This is a genomic window from Pseudomonas sp. CFBP 13710, from assembly GCF_014842235.1.
In the GTDB taxonomy this organism is placed as follows: domain Bacteria; phylum Pseudomonadota; class Gammaproteobacteria; order Pseudomonadales; family Pseudomonadaceae; genus Aquipseudomonas; species Aquipseudomonas baltica.
In genome coordinates this window covers 287,661-308,136 of the sequence record NZ_JACYVJ010000002.1, presented here as the reverse complement: position 1 = coordinate 308,136, position 20,476 = coordinate 287,661, and the positions used below count along the sequence as shown (strand labels likewise).

Sequence of the window (20,476 nt, the reverse complement as noted above, 5' to 3'; positions counted from 1 at the left end):
GAACATTTGATCTATGTGGGAGAGGGCTTTTCTGTGGGAGCGGGGCGGGCGGCGAGCCCTCTGCCCGCGAAGAGGCCGGTGAAGCCTATCAAACCCGCTCGATCGCCAACGCCAGACCCTGCCCTACCCCCACGCACATCGTCGCCAGCCCGCGCTTGCCGCCACTTTTTTCCAACTGATGCAGCGCGGTCAACACCAGCCGCGCCCCGCTCATGCCCAATGGGTGCCCCAAGGCAATCGCCCCGCCGTTGGGATTGACCTGCGCCGCGTCGTCCGCCAGCCCCAGCTCGCGCAGCACGGCCAGGCCCTGGCTGGCGAACGCTTCGTTAAGCTCGATCACGTCGAAGTCTTCGACCGTCAGGTTGAGGCGTTCCAGCAGCTTGCGCACTGCCGGTACCGGACCGACGCCCATCACCCGTGGCGCCACCCCGGCACTGGCCATGCCCAGCACCCGGCCACGGGCCGTCAGGCCATGCTTCTGCACTGCCTCGGCACTGGCGAGAATCATGGCGGCGGCGCCGTCGTTGACACCCGAAGCATTGCCTGCGGTCACGCTCTTGTCGGCGCCGTTGACCGGCTTGAGCCTGGCCAGGGTTTCCAGGGTGGTATCGGCACGTGGATGCTCGTCCTGCTCGACCACGGTGTCGCCCTTCTTGCCGGGAATGCGCACTGGTACGATTTCCTCGGCGAAGAAGCCCGCCGCCTGGGCGGCAGCGGTGCGTTGCTGGCTGCGCACGGCGAAGGCGTCCTGGTCCTCACGGGAGACCCGATAATCGTCGGCCACGTTGTCGGCGGTCTGCGGCATCGCATCCACGCCATAGTGGGCCTTCATCAGCGGGTTGATGAAGCGCCAACCGATGGTGGTGTCTTCCAGCTTCATGTTGCGGGAAAAACCGGCGTCGGCCTTGCCCATGACGAAGGGTGCGCGCGACATCGATTCAACACCACCGGCAATCGCCAGCTCCATCTCGCCACTGGCAATGGCGCGGAACGCCGTGCCCACCGCATCCATGCCCGAAGCACACAAGCGGTTGAGGGTCACGCCCGGCACGCCTTCGGGCAGGCCGGCCAGCAGCAGCGACATGCGTGCGACGTTGCGGTTGTCTTCGCCCGCCTGATTGGCGCAGCCCATGAACACTTCGTCGACCTGCGCCCAATCCACCGTCGGGTTACGCTCGAGCAACGCCTTGATCGGCACGGCGGCCAGGTCGTCGGCACGCACGTTGGCCAGGCTGCCGCCAAAGCGACCGATGGGCGTACGTACCGCATCGCAAATGAATACGTCACGCATCATGCTTCTCCCGGCGCCTGGCCATGGGCGGCCGCGGTGCGTGCTTCCAGGGCGCGCAACGCCTCCAGTTCGGTGGTGTCGGGCTCGGCCGTGGTCTGCACGTCGTCGGCGAAGCGGACCTTCCAGCCGGTGGCAGCACTGATCTGCTCGCGGGTCACACCGGGGTGGATGGAGGTGACCACGAACTCGTTGGTGCCGGCTTCCGGTTCCATGATGCACAGGTCAGTGATGATCCCCACCGGGCCTTGCCCCGGCAGGCCCAGGCGCTTGCGCGAGTCGCCGCCGTCACCGTGGCCCACCGACGTGAGGAAATCGAGCTTCTCGACGAAGCTGCGGTGCGACTGCTTGAGGATGATCAGCACGCTCTTGGCTGAACCGGCGATTTCCGGCGCCCCACCAGCGCCCGGAAGGCGGACCTTGGGCTGATGATAGTCGCCCACCACGGTGGTGTTGATGTTGCCGAAACGGTCGACCTGGGCGGCGCCGAGGAAGCCGACGTCGATACGTCCACCCTGCAGCCAGTAGCGGAAGATCTCACCCGTCGGCACCACCGTGTCGGCGGTTTCCGCCAGTTCGCCGTCGCCGATGGACAAGGGCAGCACGGTGGGTTTAGCGCCAATCGGACCGGATTCGTAGATCAGCACCACGTCCGGCGAGGAGGTCAGACGGGCCAGGTTGGCGGCCTTGGACGGCAGGCCGATGCCGACGAAGCACACCGCGCCGTTGCGCAAGCGCCGCGCAGCCGCGACGGTCATCATCTCGTTGGTGGAGTAAGTCATGGGGTCACCTGCGCTGCGCTGGCCAGTTTCGCCTGGTATTCGCTGAAGTTCTGGGTGCCACGGATGTAGGTGTCGATCCAGGCGGTAAAGGTCTGCCGGTCTCGCGCGATAGGGTCCCAGGCCTGGTAGAACACGTTGTCGCGCTCGGTGTAGCCGTGGGCGTAGGACGGATGTGCCCCACCCGGTACGTGGCAGACCGCAGTCAGTGCCCAGGTTGGCAGTACACAGGAGTTCATGGGGGCCTGCAGGTCGTCGACGATTTCTTCCACCGTGACGATGCAGCGCTTGGCGGCCAAGGCGGCCTCCTTCTGCACGCCGAGGATGCCCCACAGCAGCACGTTGCCCTTGCGGTCGGCTTTCTGCGCATGGATCACTGTGACGTCTGGACGGACCGAAGGCACAGCGGCCAGCACTTCGCCAGTGAACGGGCAGGTGACCGTCTTGATCAATGGGTTGACCTTGGGCAAGTCGGAGCCTGCATAGGCCCGCAACACCGCAAACGGCAGGCCCGAGGCGCCGGCCACATAGGCATTGGCCAGGTCGGCATGGCTGTGCTCTTCGATCTCCAGCGCTTGCGGCCACTGCTTCTCGACTGCGTCGCGCAGTCGATGCAGCGAACCGACACCGGGGTTGCCGCCCCACGAGAAGATCAACTTGCGAGCGCAACCGGCGCCGATCAACTGATCGTAGATCAGGTCGGGGGTCATGCGCACCAGCGTAAGGTCTTTCTTGCCTTGACGAATGATCTCGTGACCTGCAGCGGTTGGAATCAGGTGGGTGAAGCCTTCGAGCGCGATGGTGTCGCCATCGTTGACGAATTGCTTCACCGCGTCGGTGAGCGACAGAATTGCAGCCATGTGGGCAGGACTCCTCGGTACTGTGAGCCATCTTGTTTGAATGAAGCTGGCATACAGGTTAGGGCGCCAGCCTCACACGAACAATCCGATTATCGACTATCTGTTCGATTATCGAACAGTACAGCGGCGCGCTTCAGGTAGCGTCGGCGTGGCTGACGCGCCCCTTGATCAACAAGGCCACGGTGGCCAGTACGGCAGGGACGACCAGCCCAGTCAGTACCTGCTCGAAATTCCAGCCCAGGCCGAGCAGCGTCGCGCCCATCCAGGCACCCAGAATTGCACCGAAACGGCCGATGCCCAGCATCCACGACACACCGGTGGCGCGCCCCTGCGTCGGGTAGAACCGCGCGGCCAGCGACGGCATCGCCGACTGCGCGCCGTTGACGCACATCCCGGCGATCAGCACCAGCGTCGCCAGCACGGTGATGTTGCCCAGGCTTTGCCCTACCGCGTAGGCGAATACGCCAGCCAGCAGGTAGAACGTGGCGATGACCTTGTGCGGGTTGAACCGGTCCATCGCCCAACCCACGCCTACGGCACTCAGTACACCGCCGAACTGGAACAGCGCGCCGATGAAGGCGGCCTGCTCTAGGCTCGCGCCGCTGTCGCGCATCAGCGTCGGCAGCCAGCTGGTCAACAGGTAGACGATCACCAGACCCATGAAGTAGGTCAGCCACAGCAGCAAGGTCCCGGCACGGTAGGTGCCCGAAAAGATCACGGCGAGGACGTTGCTCGCTTTGACGGTTTTCTGTTCGGGAACGCTGAAACGCTCGGCCCGCGCCACTTGCTCAGGGTCTATCGGTGCAAGGGTACGACGGATTTTTTCCACGCTTTTGTTGCGTACCACCAGGTACCGCGCCGACTCGGGCAGCCAGACCATCAGCACCACCGCCAGCAGCAGCGGCAGCACACCGCCGAGCAACAGCAGGCTGTGCCAGCCGAAGGCAGGAATCAGCTTGGCGGACATGAACCCACCACCGGCCATGCCCAGGTTGAAACCGCAGAACATGCTGGTCACCAACAGCGAACGAAAGCGTTCGGGGGTGTATTCGGACAACAGCGTGGTGGCGTTGGGCATACCCGCGCCCAGCCCCAAGCCGGTGAGAAAGCGCAGGATCAGCAGTTGATCGACGTTGCTGCTGTAGGCCGATGCCAGGCTGAACCCGCCAAACACCAGCACCGCCCCAACCAGCACCAGCTTGCGCCCGAAGCGGTCGGCCAAGGGCCCGGAGCCCAGCGCGCCGAACACCATGCCAATCAGCGCGGCGCTCATCACCGGCCCCAGGCTGGCCCGGTCGATGCCCCACTCCTGCGACAGCGCGGGCGCGATGAAGCCCATGGCGGCGGTGTCCAGGCCATCGAGAAAGACGATCAGGAAACAAAGGATGACCACGCGCCATTGGTAGCGCGACAGCGGTCGGTCGTTGATCAGGGTCTGCACATCCAGGCACACCCCTGCAGCGTTGGCAGGTCTGTTCATTATTGTTCTTGTCATTGTAGTTATTCGGGAAAGACTGGCACATCGACACATGCCTGAGCAGTCGATGCGATGGACATTAGTCAGCGCGCCCCGGCCCGGTCAATCGCGCACCTGCAGATGTGTGCGGTCACCGCACACTGCAATGCCCACGCTGGCCACGATGGTTCAAGCGAACAGTTGCGCACTCAAGTCGCGGCTGGCAGCCAGCATGATCGGCAGGAAGCGTTGCTCCAGTTCCGCCCGCGTCACCCGACCGGCGTGGGTGCTGACGTTGAGCGCCGCCAGCACCTGGCCCGACGCGTCGTACACCGGCACGGCAATCGAACGCAGGCCCTGCTCCAGCTCCTGATCGACGATGCACCAGCCCTGCTGGCGAACCCGCTCCAGGCATTCGAGCAATGTCACCTTGCTGGTCAAGGTACGGCTGGTCTTGGGAGCAAGGTCGGTGTGCTGCAGGTATTCGTGCAACGAGGCGTCGTCGAGCGCGGCGAGCAATATGCGGCCCATGGAGGTGCAATACGCCGGCAGCCGGCCGCCCACCGACAGGTCCACGGAGATCAGCCGCTGGGTCGTGGCCGAGCGCGCGATGTAGAGGATGTCGTCGCCTTCGAGCGTGGCCATGTTGCAGGCTTCGTGCAACTGTTCGCTCATGCGATCCAGATACGGCTGTGCCGACACCGCCAGGGGTGTCGACGACAGGTAGGCATGGCCAAGGGTCAGGACCTTGGGCAACAGCGAGTAGGTGCGCCCATCGGTGGTGGCGTAGCCCAACTTGATCAGGGTATGCAGGCAACGTCGCACGGCGGCCCGAGGGATTTCGGTGCGGTGGCTGATCTGCGCGATGGTCAGGTGTCGCTTGCGCTCCTGGAATGCCTGCACCACCGCCAGCCCGCGGGCCAGCGAGGTCATGAAGTCGGGATCGCCGGTAAACGCCTGGATGCGCTTGGCCGGCGATGCCACGATCGGCGGAGCCAGGGAGCTGAACGCAGTTCGCTGGGGCACTGTCGAGGCTGCCGGTGGAGTGTCTTCGCTCATCAAACTGCCCTCTGGATACTGGGAACTGCCCAGGGCGATTATCGAACCAGCGGGCGATAATCGCAAACCTGTGCAGCGGGCGTTTCGTGGCCGGTGCTGAAACTTATCCCTGTTTGCGTTTTCCTAGTGTGTATCGAGTCGAGCTACACACATTCGATGACAGACCCAGGTGCCCCGTTGACACTGCGACTCGCTACAATGCGTTCGCCAACTGGCACGGCGCTGGAGAAACCCTGTCAGCCGGTTTCAACTTTCCATTTATCAGAGTAATGAATGTGACGAAAGACGAACTGCGCGCGCAACTGGAGCGCCAGGAACAACGTTACAAGGAAGTCTACGGCGGCGAGATCACCACCTACGCTGCTCAGCCGGAACCCGAACGCAAACCTTGGCGCAAACGTGCCAGCATTGTCGATCTGGCATTCCAGGAAGAGATCCAGAAGATCGAAAAAGACCTGCAACAGCCTAACGCCTGATATTGACGTGGCACGACGCACCGCGCCGGCCCTGCCACGTCAATTGCCATCAAAAATGCGTCATGTGGCGACAGATTTCATACGCCCGTTTGAATTATTCAGGGTTGTATGCGGGACGTTGCCTGCTACCGAGAGCCCGAATTTTCGGGGCCAAGGTGCCTGCTGCATTGGCGTCAGCCCTCGCCACTGCCTGCTGAATGCCGGAAAAGCGGACCCACCGGTCAGCGCCTGGGGGGTCATAACGCGTCGATTTCTGGCATAATCGCGCCCCCTCAATGGCCCGGTCACAAAACCTTCATGATCGAATTATTCAGCGCACTGGATGCGTGGGTGTTGGTCAGCCTGTTCTTAGCGCTGGCGTTTGTTCTCACCTTCGAATTCATCAACGGCTTTCATGACACCGCCAACGCGGTGGCCACAGTCATCTACACCAAGGCAATGCCGCCGCACCTGGCCGTATTCCTGTCCGGTATCTTCAACTTCCTGGGCGTGCTGCTGGGCGGCGTTGGCGTGGCTTACGCGATCGTCCACCTGCTGCCGGTGGAGTTGCTGATCAACGTCAACACCGGACATGGCCTGGCCATGGTGTTCTCGCTGCTGGCCGCGGCCATTACCTGGAACCTGGGCACCTGGTATTTCGGCATTCCGGCCTCGAGTTCGCACACCCTGATCGGTTCGATCCTGGGCGTGGGTCTGGCCAATGCCTTGATCAACGACATCCCCCTGGGCGACGGCGTCAACTGGCAGAAGGCAATCGACATCGGCGCCTCGCTGGTGTTCTCGCCCATCGCCGGCTTCGTGGCGGCGGCCCTGGTGCTGATCGGCCTGAAATGGTGGCGTCCGGCGTCCAAGATGCACAAGACCCCGGAGCAGCGGCGCAAACTGGACGACAAGAAGCACCCACCGTTCTGGAATCGCCTGGTGCTGGTGTTGTCGGCCATGGCCGTGAGTTTCGTGCACGGTTCCAACGATGGCCAGAAGGGCATCGGCCTGATCATGCTGGTATTGATCGGTATCGTCCCGCAGCAGTTCGTACTTGACCTGAACTCGACCACCTACCAGATCGAGCGGACCCGCGACGCGACCCAGCACTTGAGCCAGTTCTACCAGCGCAACCAGGCCACCCTGGGTGAGTTCCTGGCGCTGGGCAAAGCCCAGCAGGGCGATCTGCCAGAGAAGTTCAGCTGCAATCCGCAGCAGACCGAACCTACCATCGCAGCGCTGTTGAGCACGCTTGAAGGTGTCTCCGACTACCATTCGCTGGCGGCCGAGCGTCGCATCGAAGTGCGTCGCTACCTGCTCTGCCTGGATGACACGGCGAAGAAGGTCGGCAAGTTGCCAGCACTGGAGCCGCGTGAGAAATCCGACCTCGAGAAGCTGCGCAAGGACCTCACCGCAACCACCGAATACTCGCCGTTCTGGGTCATCCTGGCCGTGGCGCTGGCCTTGGGTACCGGCACCATGGTCGGCTGGAAACGCGTGGTGCTGACCATCGGCGAGAAGATCGGCAAACAAGGCATGACCTACGCCCAGGGCATGTCGGCGCAGATCGTCACAGCGTGCGCCATCGGCGCAGCCAACGTGTTCAGCCTGCCGGTGTCGACTACCCACATCCTGTCCTCGGGCGTCGCTGGCACCATGGTGGCCAACAAGAGCGGGCTGCAGGGCGGCACGGTGCGCACCATCATGCTGGCATGGGTGTTGACCCTGCCGGCCTCCATGGGCCTGGCGGCCGGGCTGTTCTGGTTGGCGAGCCAACTGGTCGGCTAGGTAATGAGCGACAGTTGCAGAAAAGGCGCCCGCGGGCGCCTTTTTGCATGGGTGGGAAAACGGTGACGCTACTTGCGCTTGCTGCCGCCCAGCAAAGACCCCATCAAGCCGCGGACCAACTGGCGACCGAACTGGTTGGCCGCCTGGCGCATCGCTGACTTCAATGCCTGCCCCGCAGCGCCACTGAGAAACTCGCCGGCCTTGTCGGCCAGGCTTGGCGCGGGCGGTTGTGCGGGGTCGGCGGCGGGCGCCAGTTTGCGCGCGGTCAGCAGTTCATAGGCGGACTCGCGATCCACTGGCTGATCGTAGCGCCCAACCAGTGCAGAGCCGCGGACCACGGCGGCACGCTCGGCGTCCGTCAGCGGGCCGATACGCGACTGCGGCGGCGCGATCGAGACGCGCCGGACCATCGCCGGGGTGCCTTTCTCCTCCAGCGTTCCGACCAAGGCCTCGCCGGTGCCCAGCTCGGTCAGCACCGCCAGGGTGTCGAACGCGGGGTTGGGGCGGAAACCTTCGGCAACCGCCTTGAGCGCTTTCTGCTCTCGGGCGGTGAACGCCCGCAGACCGTGCTGGATGCGCAGGCCCAATTGGGCCAGCACCGCATCGGGCAGGTCGCTGGGGGACTGGGTGACGAAGTACACGCCGACGCCCTTGGAGCGAATCAACCGCACCACTTGCTCCAGGCGATCCTGCAGGGCTTTGGGGGTGCCGTTGAACAACAAGTGGGCTTCGTCGAAAAACAGCGCCAGCAACGGCTTGTCGGCGTCGCCGCGTTCGGGCAATTGCTCGAACAGCTCAGCCAGCAGCCACAGCAGGAAGGTGGCGTAGACTTTCGGCGCCTCGTGCACCAGGCGGCTGGCGTCGAGCAGATGGATGCGGCCGCGGCCATCGGCGTCGGGGTGCAGAATGTCTTCCAGGCGCAGGGCCGGCTCGCCGAACAGCGCTTCGGCGCCCTGCTGCTCCAGCGTGGCAAGGCGGCGCAACAGGGCCTGGCTCGAGCCCGTGGTCATCAGCGCGCTGTCGTCACCGAGCAGCTCTGGGTTGTCCCGGAGGTGGTTGAGCAGCGCCTTGAGATCCTTGAGGTCGAGCAGCAGCAAGCCTTCGCGGTCGGCTACCTTGAAGGCGGCGTACAGCGCGGATTGCTGGCTGTCGGTGAGTTCCAGCAGGCTGCCCAGCAGCAGCGGCCCCATTTCGCTGAGCGTGGTGCGCAGCGGATGGCCGGACTGCCCATGAATGTCCCAGAGGGTGACCGGGCAGGCCTGGGGGCGGTACTCCAGCCATGGCATCTGCGCAATCCGCTCGGCGATCTTGCCCTGCGGATTGCCACTGGCGCCCAGGCCGCACAGATCACCCTTGATATCGGCGGCAAAGACCGCCACCCCGGCCTCGCTGAATGCCTCGGCCAAGCGCTGCAGGGTGACCGTCTTGCCGGTTCCAGTGGCACCGGCGATCAAACCGTGGCGGTTGGCCAGGCGCAGGTCCAGACCCACTGGCTCGCCGCTCAGGTCGGCACCGAACAATACGTGTCGGGCATCCGTCATGTTGCACCTCTGCTGTTATTCAATGAAGCCTGACCCAGCGTAATGCCAAACCGGCCGGTGTGCAGGAAAAAATCCTGGGTGAATCCAAGTCGCTGACGAATCGCGCCGACGCGGCTATCATCTCGCCCACGACGGCCCGACGCCGGCCCATACGGACTCTTCCATGCAGCGCACTCGCCTTTCCCCGCCCTCGAACCTGGCGACGACTCGCCTACCATGAGTCGTATGCTGTGGCTGGTTCTGATCATCGCCGTCGCCGTGCTCATTCCCATCGTCATGGGCGGCAGCGAAATGCTCCAGCGCCTGCGCGGGTTCTCGCTGCTTCTGCTATTGGGCATGTTCGGCATGATCTGCGTCGGCTGGGTGGTGAATGCCATGCGCCTGCGGCTGCTGCTGGCCGAGCAGGCCGCACGCATCGGTCGGCTGAAGACGGTTGCGGTAGTGATGGCGGCAGAGTTCGCCTATTGCGCCACCCCGGGCGGCAGCGGCGCACCACTGACCCTGCTGGCCTTGCTGGGACGCCAGGGCATCGGCGCGGCCAAGACCAGCGCCGTGTTCGCCATGGACCAGCTCAACGACCTGATGTTCTTCTTCTTCACCCTGCTGTGCATTCTGGTCTACGCGCTGTTTCACAACCTCAGCCAGGCACTGGAAAGCATGCTGCTGGCCAGCGGGGTTCTGATGACGGCCGCGTTGATCGCCTGTGCGGTACTGGCGCGCTATCACCGCCCGGTGATCAAGATCAACGGCCGGCTCCTGCAATTGCTGCGCATCAAGCCCGCCACACGACGGCGCTGGGCGCGCAAACTGCTGCATTTTCTCGACGCTTTCGCTGACAACTTCCGCCTGCCCCGCCGCGTGCTTGCCCAGGTGTTTGCCTTGACCTGCGTGCACTGGACGCTGCGCTACAGCGTGCTGTATTTCACTTTGCAGGGGCTGGGCAGCGAGGTGGACTGGGCGTGGAGCTTTCTGATTCAGATGCTGGCCCTGAGCGCCGGCCAGTTCAGCCTGTTGCCCGGCGGCGCGGGCGCCGCCGAGCTGGCCTCGGCCGCCCTGTTGGCGCCCATGGTAGGCAAGTCGACCGCTGCCGCCGCCATTCTGATCTGGCGGCTGGTCACCTACTACTTCTACCTGATCGCCGGCGGCCCGGTGTTCGTCGCCCTGTTGGGCAAACCCTTGCTCAACAAGCTGCTGCGGGCCCGCCAGGCTTGACCGCAGCGGGCGTGTCGACGTCGCTGGCAGGCTCGCCCTGCTGCTGTTCCCGCAGCTGCTGCGCCCACAACGCCTCGGCACCCGGAAAATCGGTGCCGTGCTCCTCGCTCAGCGCCTCGGGATCGAAGCGGCTCGCACAGCCCGCACCGAGCACCGGCAACGGCTTGGCACTGGCCTTGTCGCCCGGCTCGTCCATGCTCAGCTGAAGACTACGGTCTTGTTGCCGTGCACCATCACGCGGTCTTCGAGGTGATAGCGCAGGCCACGGGCCAGGACCATTTTCTCGACATCGCGACCGAAGCGCACCATGTCGTCGATGCTGTCGCTGTGGCTGACGCGAACCACGTCCTGCTCGATGATCGGGCCGGCGTCCAGCTCCTCGGTGACGTAGTGACAGGTGGCACCGATCAGTTTCACGCCGCGCAGCGAGGCCTGGTGGTAAGGCTTGGCGCCGACGAAAGACGGCAGGAAGCTGTGGTGGATGTTGATGATCTTGCCGGCATAGGCCTGGCACAACTGCGGTGGCAGAATCTGCATGTAACGCGCCAGCACCACGACATCGGCCTGGTGCTGATCGACCAGGCGCGAGACTTCGGCGAACGCCGGCAGTTTGTCCTGAGGGTCGACCGGCACATGGTAGTAGGGAATGCCATGCCATTCGACCATGCTGCGAAGGTCGTCGTGGTTGGACACCACGCAGGCGATGTCGCAGTCCAGCTCGTTGCTGTGCCAGCGGTGCAGCAGGTCGGCCAGGCAGTGGGATTCGCGGCTGGCCATGAGCACCACGCGCTTCTTCTGCGCGGTGTCGGTGACCCGCCATTCCATGGCGAATTCTTCGGCGATGGGCGCGAAGGCTTCGCGGAAGGCGTCGATGTCGAACGGCAGGGTGTCGGCACGAATTTCGTGGCGCATGAAGAACCAGCCGTTCTGGTCATCGGAGTGGTGGTTCGATTCGCTGATCCAGCCGTTGTGGGACGCCAGGAAATGGCTGACTTTGGCAACGATGCCAACGCGGTCCGGGCAAGCGGTCACCAGCCGAAAAGTGCGCATGTATTCAAACTCCAGAAACTTCGCAAAGGGCGCCATTCTAGCGGCTGACGGCCGAATCTGCAGTATTGATTGCAGCCTTTCAAGCGTGTCGCACATCCGCCCCGCTCCACCGAACGGGTCGGCCGGCACACTGTCGATGGAGTCACAGGTATTAAATAGATCTGCCCGGTAATGACATGAAAAATCATTCACCTCGATGTTGCAGGCACTGTCGGTATCAACGCAGTGTTTCCGTTAAATGTTTACTTGGCCTCGGTGGATGCTTATTATCACGACACTGTTTCCACTGACACTTGCATTACCGAGGTATGACCATGTCCCTGATCAACGAATATCGCGCAACCGAAGAGGCTATCAAAGAGCTTCAGGCACGCTTGAAGAACCTGTCCGAAGACGACAAATTGCAAACCGAACTGGAATTCGAAGGCAAACTGCGTACCCTGATGGGCGAATACCAGAAATCACTGCGTGACATCATTGCCCTGCTGGATCCGGAAGCCAAGTTGAACAAGGCACCGCGCCCTGCCCCGGGCAAAGTTACCGGCACCAAGCGCGCGCGCAAGGTCAAACAATACAAGAACCCGCACAACGGTGAAGTCATCGAGACCAAGGGTGGCAACCACAAGACCCTGAAAGAATGGAAAGCCAAATGGGGTGGTGACGTGGTCGAAAGCTGGGCCAGTTTCCTCGGCTGATCGCTACATCGTTTGGATCGCAGTCTGTAGATTACAGCCTGTAGATAAAAAAACGCCAGTCCTGTGACTGGCGTTTTTTATGGCCGCGACTTCAATTCAAGTCGGCTGTAGGCCCAGGCGCGCCGCCAGTGCCTGCGCGTAGGTCTGCCAGTGATTCAGCACCTGGGTCTGCGCCGGATCGGCCTTGACCATGCAGTCGGCCAGCGCGGCATTGAAACCTTGCAGAGTATTGGGCGCGCCCAATAGTGGATCACTCAGGCGCTGTTGGCAGAATTGCAACCAACGCTGTGTTTCAAGAGGATTCAGGGTATGCGGAAAGTTGCGCGCCCTGTAACGGAACAACAATTCAGGCAGGCGCTCGTCATCGAATACCCACTGAGCTGTCGCCAACTGTTCTGGATCCAATGTGCGAATCCGTTCGCACAATAACCGGTCGCGGTCACCGATGAACCCGTCATACAACTGTTGTTCCGGATCGACACTCTCGGAAAACGCCTGCGCTTGATACAACGGTGACAATTTGTAATGCCATTGCGGTTGGGCATCGCACAAACGCATTGCCCGAGCTTGATAAAGCGGCTTGTCCAGATTCAGGCGTTGCCAATCTTCGTCGCGCAGTACGCCGAGCGGGGCTATTACCGGGCAGCGATTGATGTGCAGAAGTTTCAAAGGCAATGGCGCCTCGCCCTCCGCGAGATCCTCGCGGCGTTTGTACAGACGCTCTTGCAATACCTCGATACTTTGCTCGATCAACGGCTGCGGATCATGAGCCAGGTCGTAGACAATCAAGGCATTGCGATTCTTTGGATGCCAAGCCAATGGCAACACCACTGCGGCATAGCGTCGCGCTGCGCCGAATTGCCCGGAAACATGTACCAGCGGCTGCAACAGCTGGATGTTTTCCTGCACCCGTTGTTTGCCACGCAATTGGAACAGCCAGTCGTATAGCCGAGGCTGGCGCTGGCGAATCAAGCGCGCCAGCGCAATGGTCGCACGCACGTCGGACAACGCATCGTGCGCCTGACCATGGTCGATGCCGTTGGCGGCCGTGAGCAGCTCCAGGCGCATGCTCGCCCGTCCGTCCACCTGCGGCCAGTGGATGCCCTCGGGGCGCAGCGCATAGGCAGCGCGGACCACGTCGATCAAGTCCCACCGGCTGTTGCCACCCTGCCACTCGCGACCGTAAGGGTCGAAGAAGTTGCGATAGAGGCTGTAGCGGGTCATTTCATCGTCGAAGCGCAAGGTGTTGTAGCCGGCCCCGCAGGTACCGGGCATCGCCAGCTGGGCGTGGACCCGGGTCATGAAGTCAGCCTCGCTCAGGCCGCGATCGGCCAGGCGCTGCGGCGTGATGCCGGTGATCATGCAGGCTGCCGGGTGCGGGAGAATGTCGTCACTGGGCTGGCAGTACAGATTGACCGGCGCGGCGATCTCGTTGAGTTCTGCATCGGTGCGGATGCCGGCGACCTGCAAGGGCCGATCGCAGCGCGGATTGATACCGGTGGTTTCGTAGTCGTACCAGAAAATGCTGGAAGTCACTGAGGTGTCCTGTGCGCAGTTGCGCGACAGTGTAGAGCCCTGCCCCGCATGAGGCCACGGTTGTCGGGCGGCCTCAGCCCCGGCGCCGAAACACCGCCACGCTGAGGCGATCCATCCAGCCGAAAATGCGTTGCTGAACACGCCCCCAGAACGGCCGACGGCGCCAATCGGCCAGGCTGACTTCGTGGCTGGCGGCGAAGTCAGTGATGAAGCTGCGTTCCACTGCCGTAGTCAAGCCAGGGTCCAGCGCTTCGAGGTTGGCTTCCAGATTGAAGCGCAGGTTCCAATGGTCGAAGTTGCACGAACCGACACTGACCCAGTCGTCGATCAAGACCATTTTCAAGTGCAGGAAACAGGGCTGGTATTCATAGATCTTGACCCCCGCCTTGAGCAACTTCGGGTAATAGTTATGGCCGGCATAGCGTACCGATGGGTGGTCGGTGCGCGGACCGGTGAGCAACAGCCTGACGTCGATGCCGCGGCTGGCGGCGCGACGCAGCGAACGGCGGACCTTCCAGGTCGGCAGAAAATACGGTGTCGCCAGCCAGATGCGGCGCTGTCCGCTGTTCAGTGCGCGCACCAGTGACTGCAGAATGTCGCGATGTTGCCGGGCATCGGCGTAGGCGACCCGACCCAGCCCCTGGCCGCCGTCGGGCATGGGTGGCACGCGCGCCAAGCCGAAATGGGTAGGCGGACGCCAGGCGGTACGCCGCAGGTTGGCGCGCCATTGGCGGTCGAACAGCATCTGCCAGTCAGCGACCAAGGTGCCGGTCATGGCCACCATTACCTCATGCCATTCGCTGACACTTTCATTCGGCTGCCAGAACTCGTCGGTGACACCGGTGCCGCCGACCATCGCCCATTGCTGGTCCACCAGCAACAGTTTGCGATGGTCGCGGTAGAGGTTGCGCACGCCCCGGCGCCAACTGATCGGGTTGTAGAAACGCAGCTCCACCCCGACGTCGGTCAACTGCGCGCGCAGTTCTGCGGTGAAGGCCAGCGAGCCGTAGTGGTCGAACAGGCAGCGTACATGCACGCCCCGTGCGGCCGCCGCGTGCAGTGCCTGGACCACGGCCTGGGCACAGGCGCCTGCCTCCACCAGGTACAGTTCCAGATCGATCGCGTGCTCGGCCTCGCCGATACGCTCGAGCATGCGCGGGAAGAACTGCGGCCCGTCGATCAGCAACTCGAATTCGCTGCTCTCGCGCCACGGAAACACCGGCCCGCCCATGTCAGCGCCCCTGCATGACAGATAGGGTCGCTTGCAAGCCGTTCGATTCACGCATGGGCAGTCCTGTAACCAGGTGGATGGAGACATCGGTGGCGGGTGCAGGCAGACCAGGTTCGGGCCGGTTCATCCGTCGCTCCCGGGAATCAATCGGCAGCCTTGCCGGGGCCCAACCCAGGCCGCCGTATTGCTGCGCCCCAGGCCGCTGGCCATAACCCGCCGCTGGCCAGCGTCCTCGCTCAGGCTGCTGAGCGGCAGATACTGCTTGATGTAGCTCTGACAGTAGTCGGCACTGTTTTGCAGCACATAGCGGCACGAACAGTATTCCTTCGCTGAAAAGGCGCTGAGAATGTCGGGAAAGGCCAGCAACTGCGTGCGTTCGTGCCACAGCCAAGTGGCCGCCGCCAGCGACAGCAGCAGGCCGAGCGCCGCCCAGGCGCGCTTGCCAGTGCTCATTGGCCACCCGGTGCGGCGAAGGCGGCCACGATCCGCTGCAACAGCGCATCGTGGCTGAAGCTGCCATCGCGGTCGTCGGCATAGCGCACCACCACCAGGCGTTGCTCGGGCAGCACGTACAGCGCCTGTCCCCAATGCCCCAGTGCTGCCATGGTGCTGCGCGGAGCATGGGGCCAGGCCATATTGCTGTTGAGCCACCAGTGCGCGCCTGCTGCGGGCTCTCCCGCAACGTGCTCACTCGGAGCGAACGGCTTGCGGTTGAAGGCCACCCACGCCTGCGGCAGCAATTGCCGGCCACGCCATTGACCATCGCGCTGCATCAGCAGGCCCACGCGGGCCAGATCGCGCGCGGTCAGGTAGGCATAGGACGAGGCGACGAATGTGCCGCTGGCATCGGTTTCCCACACCGCCTGGTCGATACCCAGAGGCGTGAACAACGCCTGCCAGGGATAGTCCGGGTACTCGTGCAGGCCGACCATGTTGCGCAGCGCTGCGGCGAGCAGATTGCTGTCGCCACTGGAGTAGCGGAAATGTTCGCCGGGCACGTAGGCACGCCGGTGGCTCGCCGCATAGCTGGCCATGTCGTGATGACCACGGGTGTAGAGCATCGCCACCACCGAGGAATTGAGCGGTGCATATTCGTAGTCTTCCTGCCAGTCCAGCCCCGACGCCCAGTGGAACAGGTCCTGCACGCGTATATCGCGGTGCTGGGCAAGGGGCTGGAAATAGTCAGCGGCGGCATCCTGCAGGGCAAAACGCCCTTCGCCATAGGCCACGCCCATTACCGTGGCCAGCAGGCTCTTGCTGATCGACCAGGTGGCATGCACCCGGTCGGCAGCACCGGGGCCGGCGTAGCGCTCGTAGATGATCTCGCCGTCGCGGACCACCAGCAGCGCATCGGTGCGCACGCCTTCGCGCACGGCGTCATCGCGGGCGACGAACGCGTATTGCTCCAGGGCGGCAATGGCCGGCGACGCCGGTGCCGGTGCCTGGCTCCATCGCTCGGATGGCCAATTCTGCGCACACACCGGTAACGCGCACAGCAGAGAGATCGACAGGATAAGCAGACGCGGCATGCGGGGAAGGCTCGTGATCGAGGTTGGAGCGAGTGTGCAGTGCGGGTATGACAGCCGTTCGCTGCAAGAGTTGTGTGGCGTATGGCAGTCGAGGGCTGTCACGCAAGCATCACCAAAGCTTCATGGTGATGACACCGGGTCTTCCTAGGCTGGCCATGCCTAGCAAAATCGACCTGCCGCACTCACCGGCCGGCTTTTGGAGACTTGCAATGACTCAGATCGCACGCTCTGGCCACACCCGTACCGAACGCCGTCTGCACGCCGAACGACTTGTCGGCCCGCAAGCTCTGCACGAGGCCCAGGCCCTGCGCTTCGCCGTGTTCAGCACCGAGCTCAACGCCAAACTCAAGAGCGCCGAGCAGGGTCTGGATATCGACGACTACGATGCCCATTGCCAGCACATCGGGGTGCGCGACCTGGCCACCGGGCGACTGGTAGCAACCACACGCCTGCTCGACCACCGCGCTGCCGACCGGCTGGGGCGCTTCTACAGCGAAGAAGAATTCAGCCTGCACGGCCTGCGCCACCTGCAAGGCTCGATCCTGGAAATCGGTCGCACCTGCGTGGCCCCCGCCTACCGCAACGGCGGCACCATCGCGGTGCTCTGGGGCGAGCTGGCGGAGGTGCTGAACGAAGGTGGCTACGATTACCTGATGGGCTGTGCCAGCATTCCGATGCAGGATGGCGGCATCCAGGCCCAGGCGATCATGCAGCGTCTGCGCGAGCGCTACCTGTGCACCGAGCACTTGCGCGCCGAGCCGAAGATGCCCCTGCCCAGCCTGGACATTCCAGGCAACGTGATTGCCGAACTGCCGCCGCTGCTCAAGGCCTACATGCGCCTGGGCGCGAAGATCTGTGGCGAGCCGTGCTGGGACCCGGATTTCCAGGTTGCCGACGTGTTCATCCTGCTCAAGCGCGACGATCTCTGCCCGCGCTACGCCCGCCACTTCAAGGCGGCCGTGTGATGCCGCGCTGGCGCGTGTACGCGCGCATCCTGCGCCTGCTCTGGGTGATCGGCCTGGGCCTGGCGCTGGCCGCGATGTTCAGCCTGCTGGAGCGGCTGCGCCTGCCCGACTGCATGGGCCGTCGCCAGCGCTGGTCGCGCTGGTTCATGGTGCGCCTGAGCAACGCGCTGCCGTTCGAGGTGACCGTGCAGGGCGAGTTGCCGCACAAGCCCATGCTGTGGGTCGGCAACCATGTTTCCTGGACCGACATCCCTCTGCTCGGCATGCTGGCGCCGCTTTCGTTCCTGTCCAAGGCCGAAGTGCGTACCTGGCCGGTGGCCGGCTGGTTGGCGCTCAAGGCCGGCACGCTGTTCATTCGTCGCGGCGCGGGCGACAGCCAGTTGATCCGGCGGCAGATGACCCAACACTTGCGCAACGATCTGGACCTGATGATCTTCCCCGAGGGCACCACCACCGATGGTCACAGCCTGCGTACGTTCCATGGGCGGCTGATGTCCAGCGCCATAGACGCCGGCGTACCGGTGCAGCCGATCGCGATCCGCTATCAGCGTGACGGCGAGCTGGATCCGATCGCGCCGTTTGTAGGCGATGATGATCTGCTGTCGCACTTGCTGCGCATCTTTGCTCAGCCCCGCGGGCAGGTGTTGATCCAGGTGCTGGCGCCGATCGCCAGCCTGGGCAAGGAACGCGCGGCACTGGCCTATGAGGCTCAGGAGGCAGTGCGCTTCGCGTTGTTCGGGGAGGTTGAGGAGCTGCGGCGGGCGGCGTGAGTCAGGTGTTCCGAGTTGCGTCATTCGCGGGCAGAGGGCTCGCGAATACGTCAGTACAGTCACCGCCTCTCCCGCGCGAACCCCTGCACCACCGGATAGAACGCGCGGAAATCCTCGGTCAGTGGCGCGTACAGGGCTTGTACTTCCTCGAACCCCCCAGCCAGCCCTTCGGGCTTGGACAACCGCCGTGAGATCCCCTGCAGCACCCGCTCGATGATCTGGAAATCCCGGTACGACCCCAACCAATCCTCGGCGATCATGTGCGGCGCCATGGCCGCCAGCCGCCCCGGCAGCTCGGCTTCGGCTGCCAGCACCCGATAGACATGGTCGGTGAACGCCGTCAGCGGCTGCCGGGAATAGTCCGCCCAGTGCAGCGCCAGGCAATGATCGAAAAACACATCGACGATGATCCCGGCATAGCGGCGCCGTTCGGCCGGGAAGCGGCCGATGGCGCGCAGCACCAGCGGGTGACTGTCGGTGAATGCATCGATCTGCCGATGCAGGCGAATGCCGGCCTCCATGGGCGCGCTGAAGCGCCCTGCCAGCGGGCCTTTGACGAAATCGCCATAGAGGCTGCCGAGCAGTTGCTCAGGTGCAGGACCGCCGAGATGAAGGTGTGCCAGGTAGTTCATACCGCGCAGCTTAGCACCATTGCGACTGTATCGTTATAACCCGATATAGCCGAATGACCCGTCGTTAGCACACATTCATATTTGTATATCGCGAAATACAGATATATATTTCGCTTCGTCCCGATATAAGCCGAGTACGTCATGTCCCTCGATCTCGACGAAATAATAAAAGCCCTCTCCCACCCCGTGCGCAGGGAAATCCTGGCGTGGCTCAAGGATCCCCAGGGGCAGTTTCCCGATCAGCACCACAGCACCGAAAACGGTGTATGTGCCGGGCAGATCGACCAACGCTGCGGCCTCTCGCAGTCAACCGTCTCGGCGCATCTGGCCACCCTGCAACGGGCAGGCCTGATCAGCAGCAAGAAGGTTGGCCAGTGGCACTTCTTCAAACGCAACGAGGACGTCATCCAGGCGTTTCTCGCGCAAATGAGCGCACAGCTCTGACAAGGATTTTTTCATGCCTTTATCCCTGCTGATCCTGGCGCTGAGCTCCTTCGCCATCGGCACCACCGAGTTCGTCATCATGGGCCTGCTGCCCGATGTGGCGGGCGACCTCGGCGTCAGCATTCCCAGCGCCGGCTGGCTGGTCACCGGCTACGCCTTGGGCGTGGCCATCGGCGCGCCGTTCATGGCCCTGGCCACCGCGCGCCTGCCGCGAAAAGCGGCGCTGGTGGTGCTGATGGGCATCTTCATCGTCGGCAACCTGCTCTGCGCCATCGCCAGCGACTACAACGTGCTGATGTTCGCTCGGGTGGTCACCGCGCTGTCCCACGGTGCCTTTTTCGGCATCGGCTCGGTGGTGGCTGCAGGGCTGGTGGCACCCAACAAGCGTGCCTCGGCGGTGGCCTTGATGTTCACTGGCCTGACCCTGGCCAACGTGCTGGGCGTGCCATTGGGCACTGCGCTGGGCCAGGCGGCGGGCTGGCGCTCGACGTTCTGGGTGGTCACCCTGATCGGCGTGATCGCGCTGATCGGTCTGCTGCGTTTTCTGCCAGGCAATCGCGAAGAAGCCAAGCTGGACATGGTCGCCGAACTGTCGGCCCTCAAGGGCGCCGGGATCTGGCTGTCGCTGAGCATGACAGCGCTGTTCGCCGCGTCCATGTTCACCCTGTTCACCTACATCGCGCCGCTGCTGGGTGATGTCACCGGCATATCACCGCGCGGGGTCACCTACACCCTGCTGCTGATCGGCCTGGGCCTGACCGTGGGCAACATCATCGGCGGCAAGCTGGCCGATCGACGCCTGGGTGCCACCCTGATCGGGGTCTTCGCGGCCATGGCCGTGGTGTCCACCGCGCTGAGCTGGACCGCAGTGGCCGTCATCCCGACCGAAATCACGTTATTCCTCTGGGCCGCCGCGGCATTCGCCGCCGTGCCTGCGCTGCAGATCAACGTGGTGACCTTCGGCAAGTCGGCGCCCAACCTGGTGTCGACCCTGAACATCAGTGCCTTCAACGTCGGTAACGCCCTGGGCGCCTGGATCGGCGGCGCCGTCATCGCCGGTGGCCTCGGCCTGACCAGCGTGCCGCTGGCCGCCGCCGCACTGGCCGTGCTTGCCCTGATCGTCACCCTGATCACTTTTCGCCAGACCCGGACGCCGGACCTGGCACCCGTCACTCACTGATAG

General features: G+C 63.6%; 21 protein-coding genes. 8 read left to right on the top strand and 13 right to left on the bottom strand.

Annotation, left to right across the window (positions count from 1 at the left end):
- Positions 1–88: 88 nt before the first annotated feature.
- The 5 genes from pcaF to pcaR form a co-directional block, all read right to left on the bottom strand.
- Positions 89–1,294, bottom strand: a complete 1,206-nt coding sequence (pcaF, locus tag IFT44_RS05990; RefSeq protein WP_192175582.1) for a 3-oxoadipyl-CoA thiolase — start codon at positions 1,292–1,294, stop codon at positions 89–91.
- Positions 1,291–2,070 (bottom strand): CoA-transferase subunit beta, encoded by a 780-nt coding sequence (locus IFT44_RS05985; RefSeq protein ID WP_122479414.1) that lies wholly within the window; start codon positions 2,068–2,070, stop codon positions 1,291–1,293. Before IFT44_RS05985 ends, pcaF begins: the two co-directional genes overlap by 4 nt.
- Positions 2,067–2,927: a CoA transferase subunit A gene (locus IFT44_RS05980; protein WP_192136989.1), complete on the bottom strand. Its 861-nt coding sequence runs from the start codon at positions 2,925–2,927 to the stop codon at positions 2,067–2,069. Before IFT44_RS05980 ends, IFT44_RS05985 begins: the two co-directional genes overlap by 4 nt.
- A gap of 133 nt (positions 2,928–3,060) precedes the next feature.
- Complete coding sequence (locus tag IFT44_RS05975; RefSeq protein WP_192175581.1) at positions 3,061–4,407, bottom strand: MFS transporter; 1,347 nt, start codon at positions 4,405–4,407, stop codon at positions 3,061–3,063.
- 165 nt (positions 4,408–4,572) lie between these two features.
- Positions 4,573–5,442, bottom strand: coding sequence for a pca regulon transcriptional regulator PcaR (gene pcaR / locus IFT44_RS05970; protein WP_185794003.1), 870 nt, complete (start codon positions 5,440–5,442; stop codon positions 4,573–4,575).
- Between the two features lie 275 nt (positions 5,443–5,717).
- Between pcaR and IFT44_RS05965 the strand changes: the two genes are divergently transcribed.
- Complete coding sequence (locus IFT44_RS05965) at positions 5,718–5,918, top strand: hypothetical protein (protein WP_122479727.1); 201 nt, start codon at positions 5,718–5,720, stop codon at positions 5,916–5,918.
- Between the two features lie 297 nt (positions 5,919–6,215).
- Positions 6,216–7,688 (top strand): inorganic phosphate transporter, encoded by a 1,473-nt coding sequence (locus IFT44_RS05960; RefSeq protein WP_122479418.1) that lies wholly within the window; start codon positions 6,216–6,218, stop codon positions 7,686–7,688.
- A 68-nt stretch (positions 7,689–7,756) separates the two neighbouring features.
- On the opposite strand, the gene IFT44_RS05955 is transcribed toward IFT44_RS05960, so the two are convergent.
- Complete coding sequence (locus IFT44_RS05955) at positions 7,757–9,229, bottom strand: helicase HerA-like domain-containing protein (RefSeq protein WP_192175580.1); 1,473 nt, start codon at positions 9,227–9,229, stop codon at positions 7,757–7,759.
- Between the two features lie 216 nt (positions 9,230–9,445).
- Here IFT44_RS05955 and IFT44_RS05950 point away from each other — a divergent pair, with 216 nt between their 5' ends.
- A complete protein-coding gene (locus tag IFT44_RS05950; RefSeq protein WP_192175579.1) occupies positions 9,446–10,441 on the top strand; it encodes a lysylphosphatidylglycerol synthase transmembrane domain-containing protein in 996 nt (331 codons plus the stop codon).
- Here the strand turns inward: IFT44_RS05950 and IFT44_RS05945 are convergent.
- The gene (locus IFT44_RS05945) at positions 10,410–10,637 is read right to left on the bottom strand and encodes a hypothetical protein (RefSeq protein WP_185794220.1); all 228 of its coding nucleotides are present in this window, start codon (positions 10,635–10,637) and stop codon (positions 10,410–10,412) included. The genes IFT44_RS05950 and IFT44_RS05945 overlap by 32 nt on opposite strands.
- Positions 10,638–10,639: 2 nt before the next feature.
- Positions 10,640–11,491: a formyltetrahydrofolate deformylase gene (gene purU / locus IFT44_RS05940; RefSeq protein ID WP_192175578.1), complete on the bottom strand. Its 852-nt coding sequence runs from the start codon at positions 11,489–11,491 to the stop codon at positions 10,640–10,642.
- 314 nt (positions 11,492–11,805) lie between these two features.
- Between purU and mvaT the strand changes: the two genes are divergently transcribed.
- Positions 11,806–12,186: a histone-like nucleoid-structuring protein MvaT gene (gene mvaT / locus IFT44_RS05935; protein ID WP_192175577.1), complete on the top strand. Its 381-nt coding sequence runs from the start codon at positions 11,806–11,808 to the stop codon at positions 12,184–12,186.
- Positions 12,187–12,282: 96 nt separating this feature from the next.
- Here mvaT and sbcB read toward each other — a convergent pair whose 3' ends face one another.
- From sbcB to IFT44_RS05915, 4 genes are all read right to left on the bottom strand, one after another.
- The gene (gene sbcB / locus IFT44_RS05930; RefSeq protein ID WP_192175576.1) at positions 12,283–13,722 is read right to left on the bottom strand and encodes an exodeoxyribonuclease I; all 1,440 of its coding nucleotides are present in this window, start codon (positions 13,720–13,722) and stop codon (positions 12,283–12,285) included.
- Between the two features lie 73 nt (positions 13,723–13,795).
- Positions 13,796–14,953 (bottom strand): phospholipase D-like domain-containing protein, encoded by a 1,158-nt coding sequence (locus tag IFT44_RS05925; protein WP_192175575.1) that lies wholly within the window; start codon positions 14,951–14,953, stop codon positions 13,796–13,798.
- A 123-nt stretch (positions 14,954–15,076) separates the two neighbouring features.
- Positions 15,077–15,406, bottom strand: coding sequence for an amidase (locus IFT44_RS05920; protein WP_192057648.1), 330 nt, complete (start codon positions 15,404–15,406; stop codon positions 15,077–15,079).
- Complete coding sequence (locus tag IFT44_RS05915) at positions 15,403–16,482, bottom strand: serine hydrolase domain-containing protein (RefSeq protein ID WP_192175574.1); 1,080 nt, start codon at positions 16,480–16,482, stop codon at positions 15,403–15,405. Before IFT44_RS05915 ends, IFT44_RS05920 begins: the two co-directional genes overlap by 4 nt.
- A 209-nt stretch (positions 16,483–16,691) precedes the next feature.
- Here IFT44_RS05915 and olsB point away from each other — a divergent pair, with 209 nt between their 5' ends.
- Both olsB and IFT44_RS05905 read left to right on the top strand, forming a co-directional pair.
- Positions 16,692–17,447 (top strand): L-ornithine N(alpha)-acyltransferase, encoded by a 756-nt coding sequence (gene olsB, locus IFT44_RS05910; protein ID WP_192175573.1) that lies wholly within the window; start codon positions 16,692–16,694, stop codon positions 17,445–17,447.
- Positions 17,447–18,217 (top strand): lysophospholipid acyltransferase family protein, encoded by a 771-nt coding sequence (locus IFT44_RS05905; protein ID WP_192175572.1) that lies wholly within the window; start codon positions 17,447–17,449, stop codon positions 18,215–18,217. Before olsB ends, IFT44_RS05905 begins: the two co-directional genes overlap by 1 nt.
- Positions 18,218–18,276: 59 nt before the next feature.
- On the opposite strand, the gene IFT44_RS05900 is transcribed toward IFT44_RS05905, so the two are convergent.
- The gene (locus tag IFT44_RS05900) at positions 18,277–18,849 is read right to left on the bottom strand and encodes an acyl carrier protein phosphodiesterase (protein ID WP_192175571.1); all 573 of its coding nucleotides are present in this window, start codon (positions 18,847–18,849) and stop codon (positions 18,277–18,279) included.
- Between the two features lie 141 nt (positions 18,850–18,990).
- Here IFT44_RS05900 and IFT44_RS05895 point away from each other — a divergent pair, with 141 nt between their 5' ends.
- Positions 18,991–19,293, top strand: coding sequence for an ArsR/SmtB family transcription factor (locus IFT44_RS05895; protein WP_043186925.1), 303 nt, complete (start codon positions 18,991–18,993; stop codon positions 19,291–19,293).
- A 13-nt stretch (positions 19,294–19,306) separates the two neighbouring features.
- Positions 19,307–20,473: an MFS transporter gene (locus IFT44_RS05890; protein ID WP_122479430.1), complete on the top strand. Its 1,167-nt coding sequence runs from the start codon at positions 19,307–19,309 to the stop codon at positions 20,471–20,473.
- The last annotated feature ends 3 nt before the right edge of the window (positions 20,474–20,476 follow it).

Excerpts from the sequence above, each read along its gene's own strand:
- IFT44_RS05985 (WP_122479414.1), bottom strand. The coding sequence starts at position 2,070 with ATGACTTACTCCACCAACGAGATGATGACCGTCGCGGCTGCGCGGCGC.
- IFT44_RS05960 (WP_122479418.1), top strand. The coding sequence starts at position 6,216 with ATGATCGAATTATTCAGCGCACTGGATGCGTGGGTGTTGGTCAGCCTG.
- IFT44_RS05890 (WP_122479430.1), top strand. The coding sequence starts at position 19,307 with ATGCCTTTATCCCTGCTGATCCTGGCGCTGAGCTCCTTCGCCATCGGC.
- mvaT (WP_192175577.1), top strand. The coding sequence starts at position 11,806 with ATGTCCCTGATCAACGAATATCGCGCAACCGAAGAGGCTATCAAAGAG.
- IFT44_RS05895 (WP_043186925.1), top strand. The coding sequence starts at position 18,991 with ATGTCCCTCGATCTCGACGAAATAATAAAAGCCCTCTCCCACCCCGTG.
- IFT44_RS05980 (WP_192136989.1), bottom strand. The coding sequence starts at position 2,927 with ATGGCTGCAATTCTGTCGCTCACCGACGCGGTGAAGCAATTCGTCAAC.
- pcaF (WP_192175582.1), bottom strand. The coding sequence starts at position 1,294 with ATGATGCGTGACGTATTCATTTGCGATGCGGTACGTACGCCCATCGGT.
- IFT44_RS05955 (WP_192175580.1), bottom strand. The coding sequence starts at position 9,229 with ATGACGGATGCCCGACACGTATTGTTCGGTGCCGACCTGAGCGGCGAG.
- pcaR (WP_185794003.1), bottom strand. The coding sequence starts at position 5,442 with ATGAGCGAAGACACTCCACCGGCAGCCTCGACAGTGCCCCAGCGAACT.
- purU (WP_192175578.1), bottom strand. The coding sequence starts at position 11,491 with ATGCGCACTTTTCGGCTGGTGACCGCTTGCCCGGACCGCGTTGGCATC.
- IFT44_RS05905 (WP_192175572.1), top strand. The coding sequence starts at position 17,447 with ATGCCGCGCTGGCGCGTGTACGCGCGCATCCTGCGCCTGCTCTGGGTG.
- IFT44_RS05945 (WP_185794220.1), bottom strand. The coding sequence starts at position 10,637 with ATGGACGAGCCGGGCGACAAGGCCAGTGCCAAGCCGTTGCCGGTGCTC.
- IFT44_RS05900 (WP_192175571.1), bottom strand. The coding sequence starts at position 18,849 with ATGAACTACCTGGCACACCTTCATCTCGGCGGTCCTGCACCTGAGCAA.
- IFT44_RS05920 (WP_192057648.1), bottom strand. The coding sequence starts at position 15,406 with ATGAGCACTGGCAAGCGCGCCTGGGCGGCGCTCGGCCTGCTGCTGTCG.
- IFT44_RS05915 (WP_192175574.1), bottom strand. The coding sequence starts at position 16,482 with ATGCCGCGTCTGCTTATCCTGTCGATCTCTCTGCTGTGCGCGTTACCG.
- IFT44_RS05975 (WP_192175581.1), bottom strand. The coding sequence starts at position 4,407 with ATGAACAGACCTGCCAACGCTGCAGGGGTGTGCCTGGATGTGCAGACC.
- IFT44_RS05925 (WP_192175575.1), bottom strand. The coding sequence starts at position 14,953 with ATGGGCGGGCCGGTGTTTCCGTGGCGCGAGAGCAGCGAATTCGAGTTG.
- olsB (WP_192175573.1), top strand. The coding sequence starts at position 16,692 with ATGACTCAGATCGCACGCTCTGGCCACACCCGTACCGAACGCCGTCTG.
- IFT44_RS05950 (WP_192175579.1), top strand. The coding sequence starts at position 9,446 with ATGAGTCGTATGCTGTGGCTGGTTCTGATCATCGCCGTCGCCGTGCTC.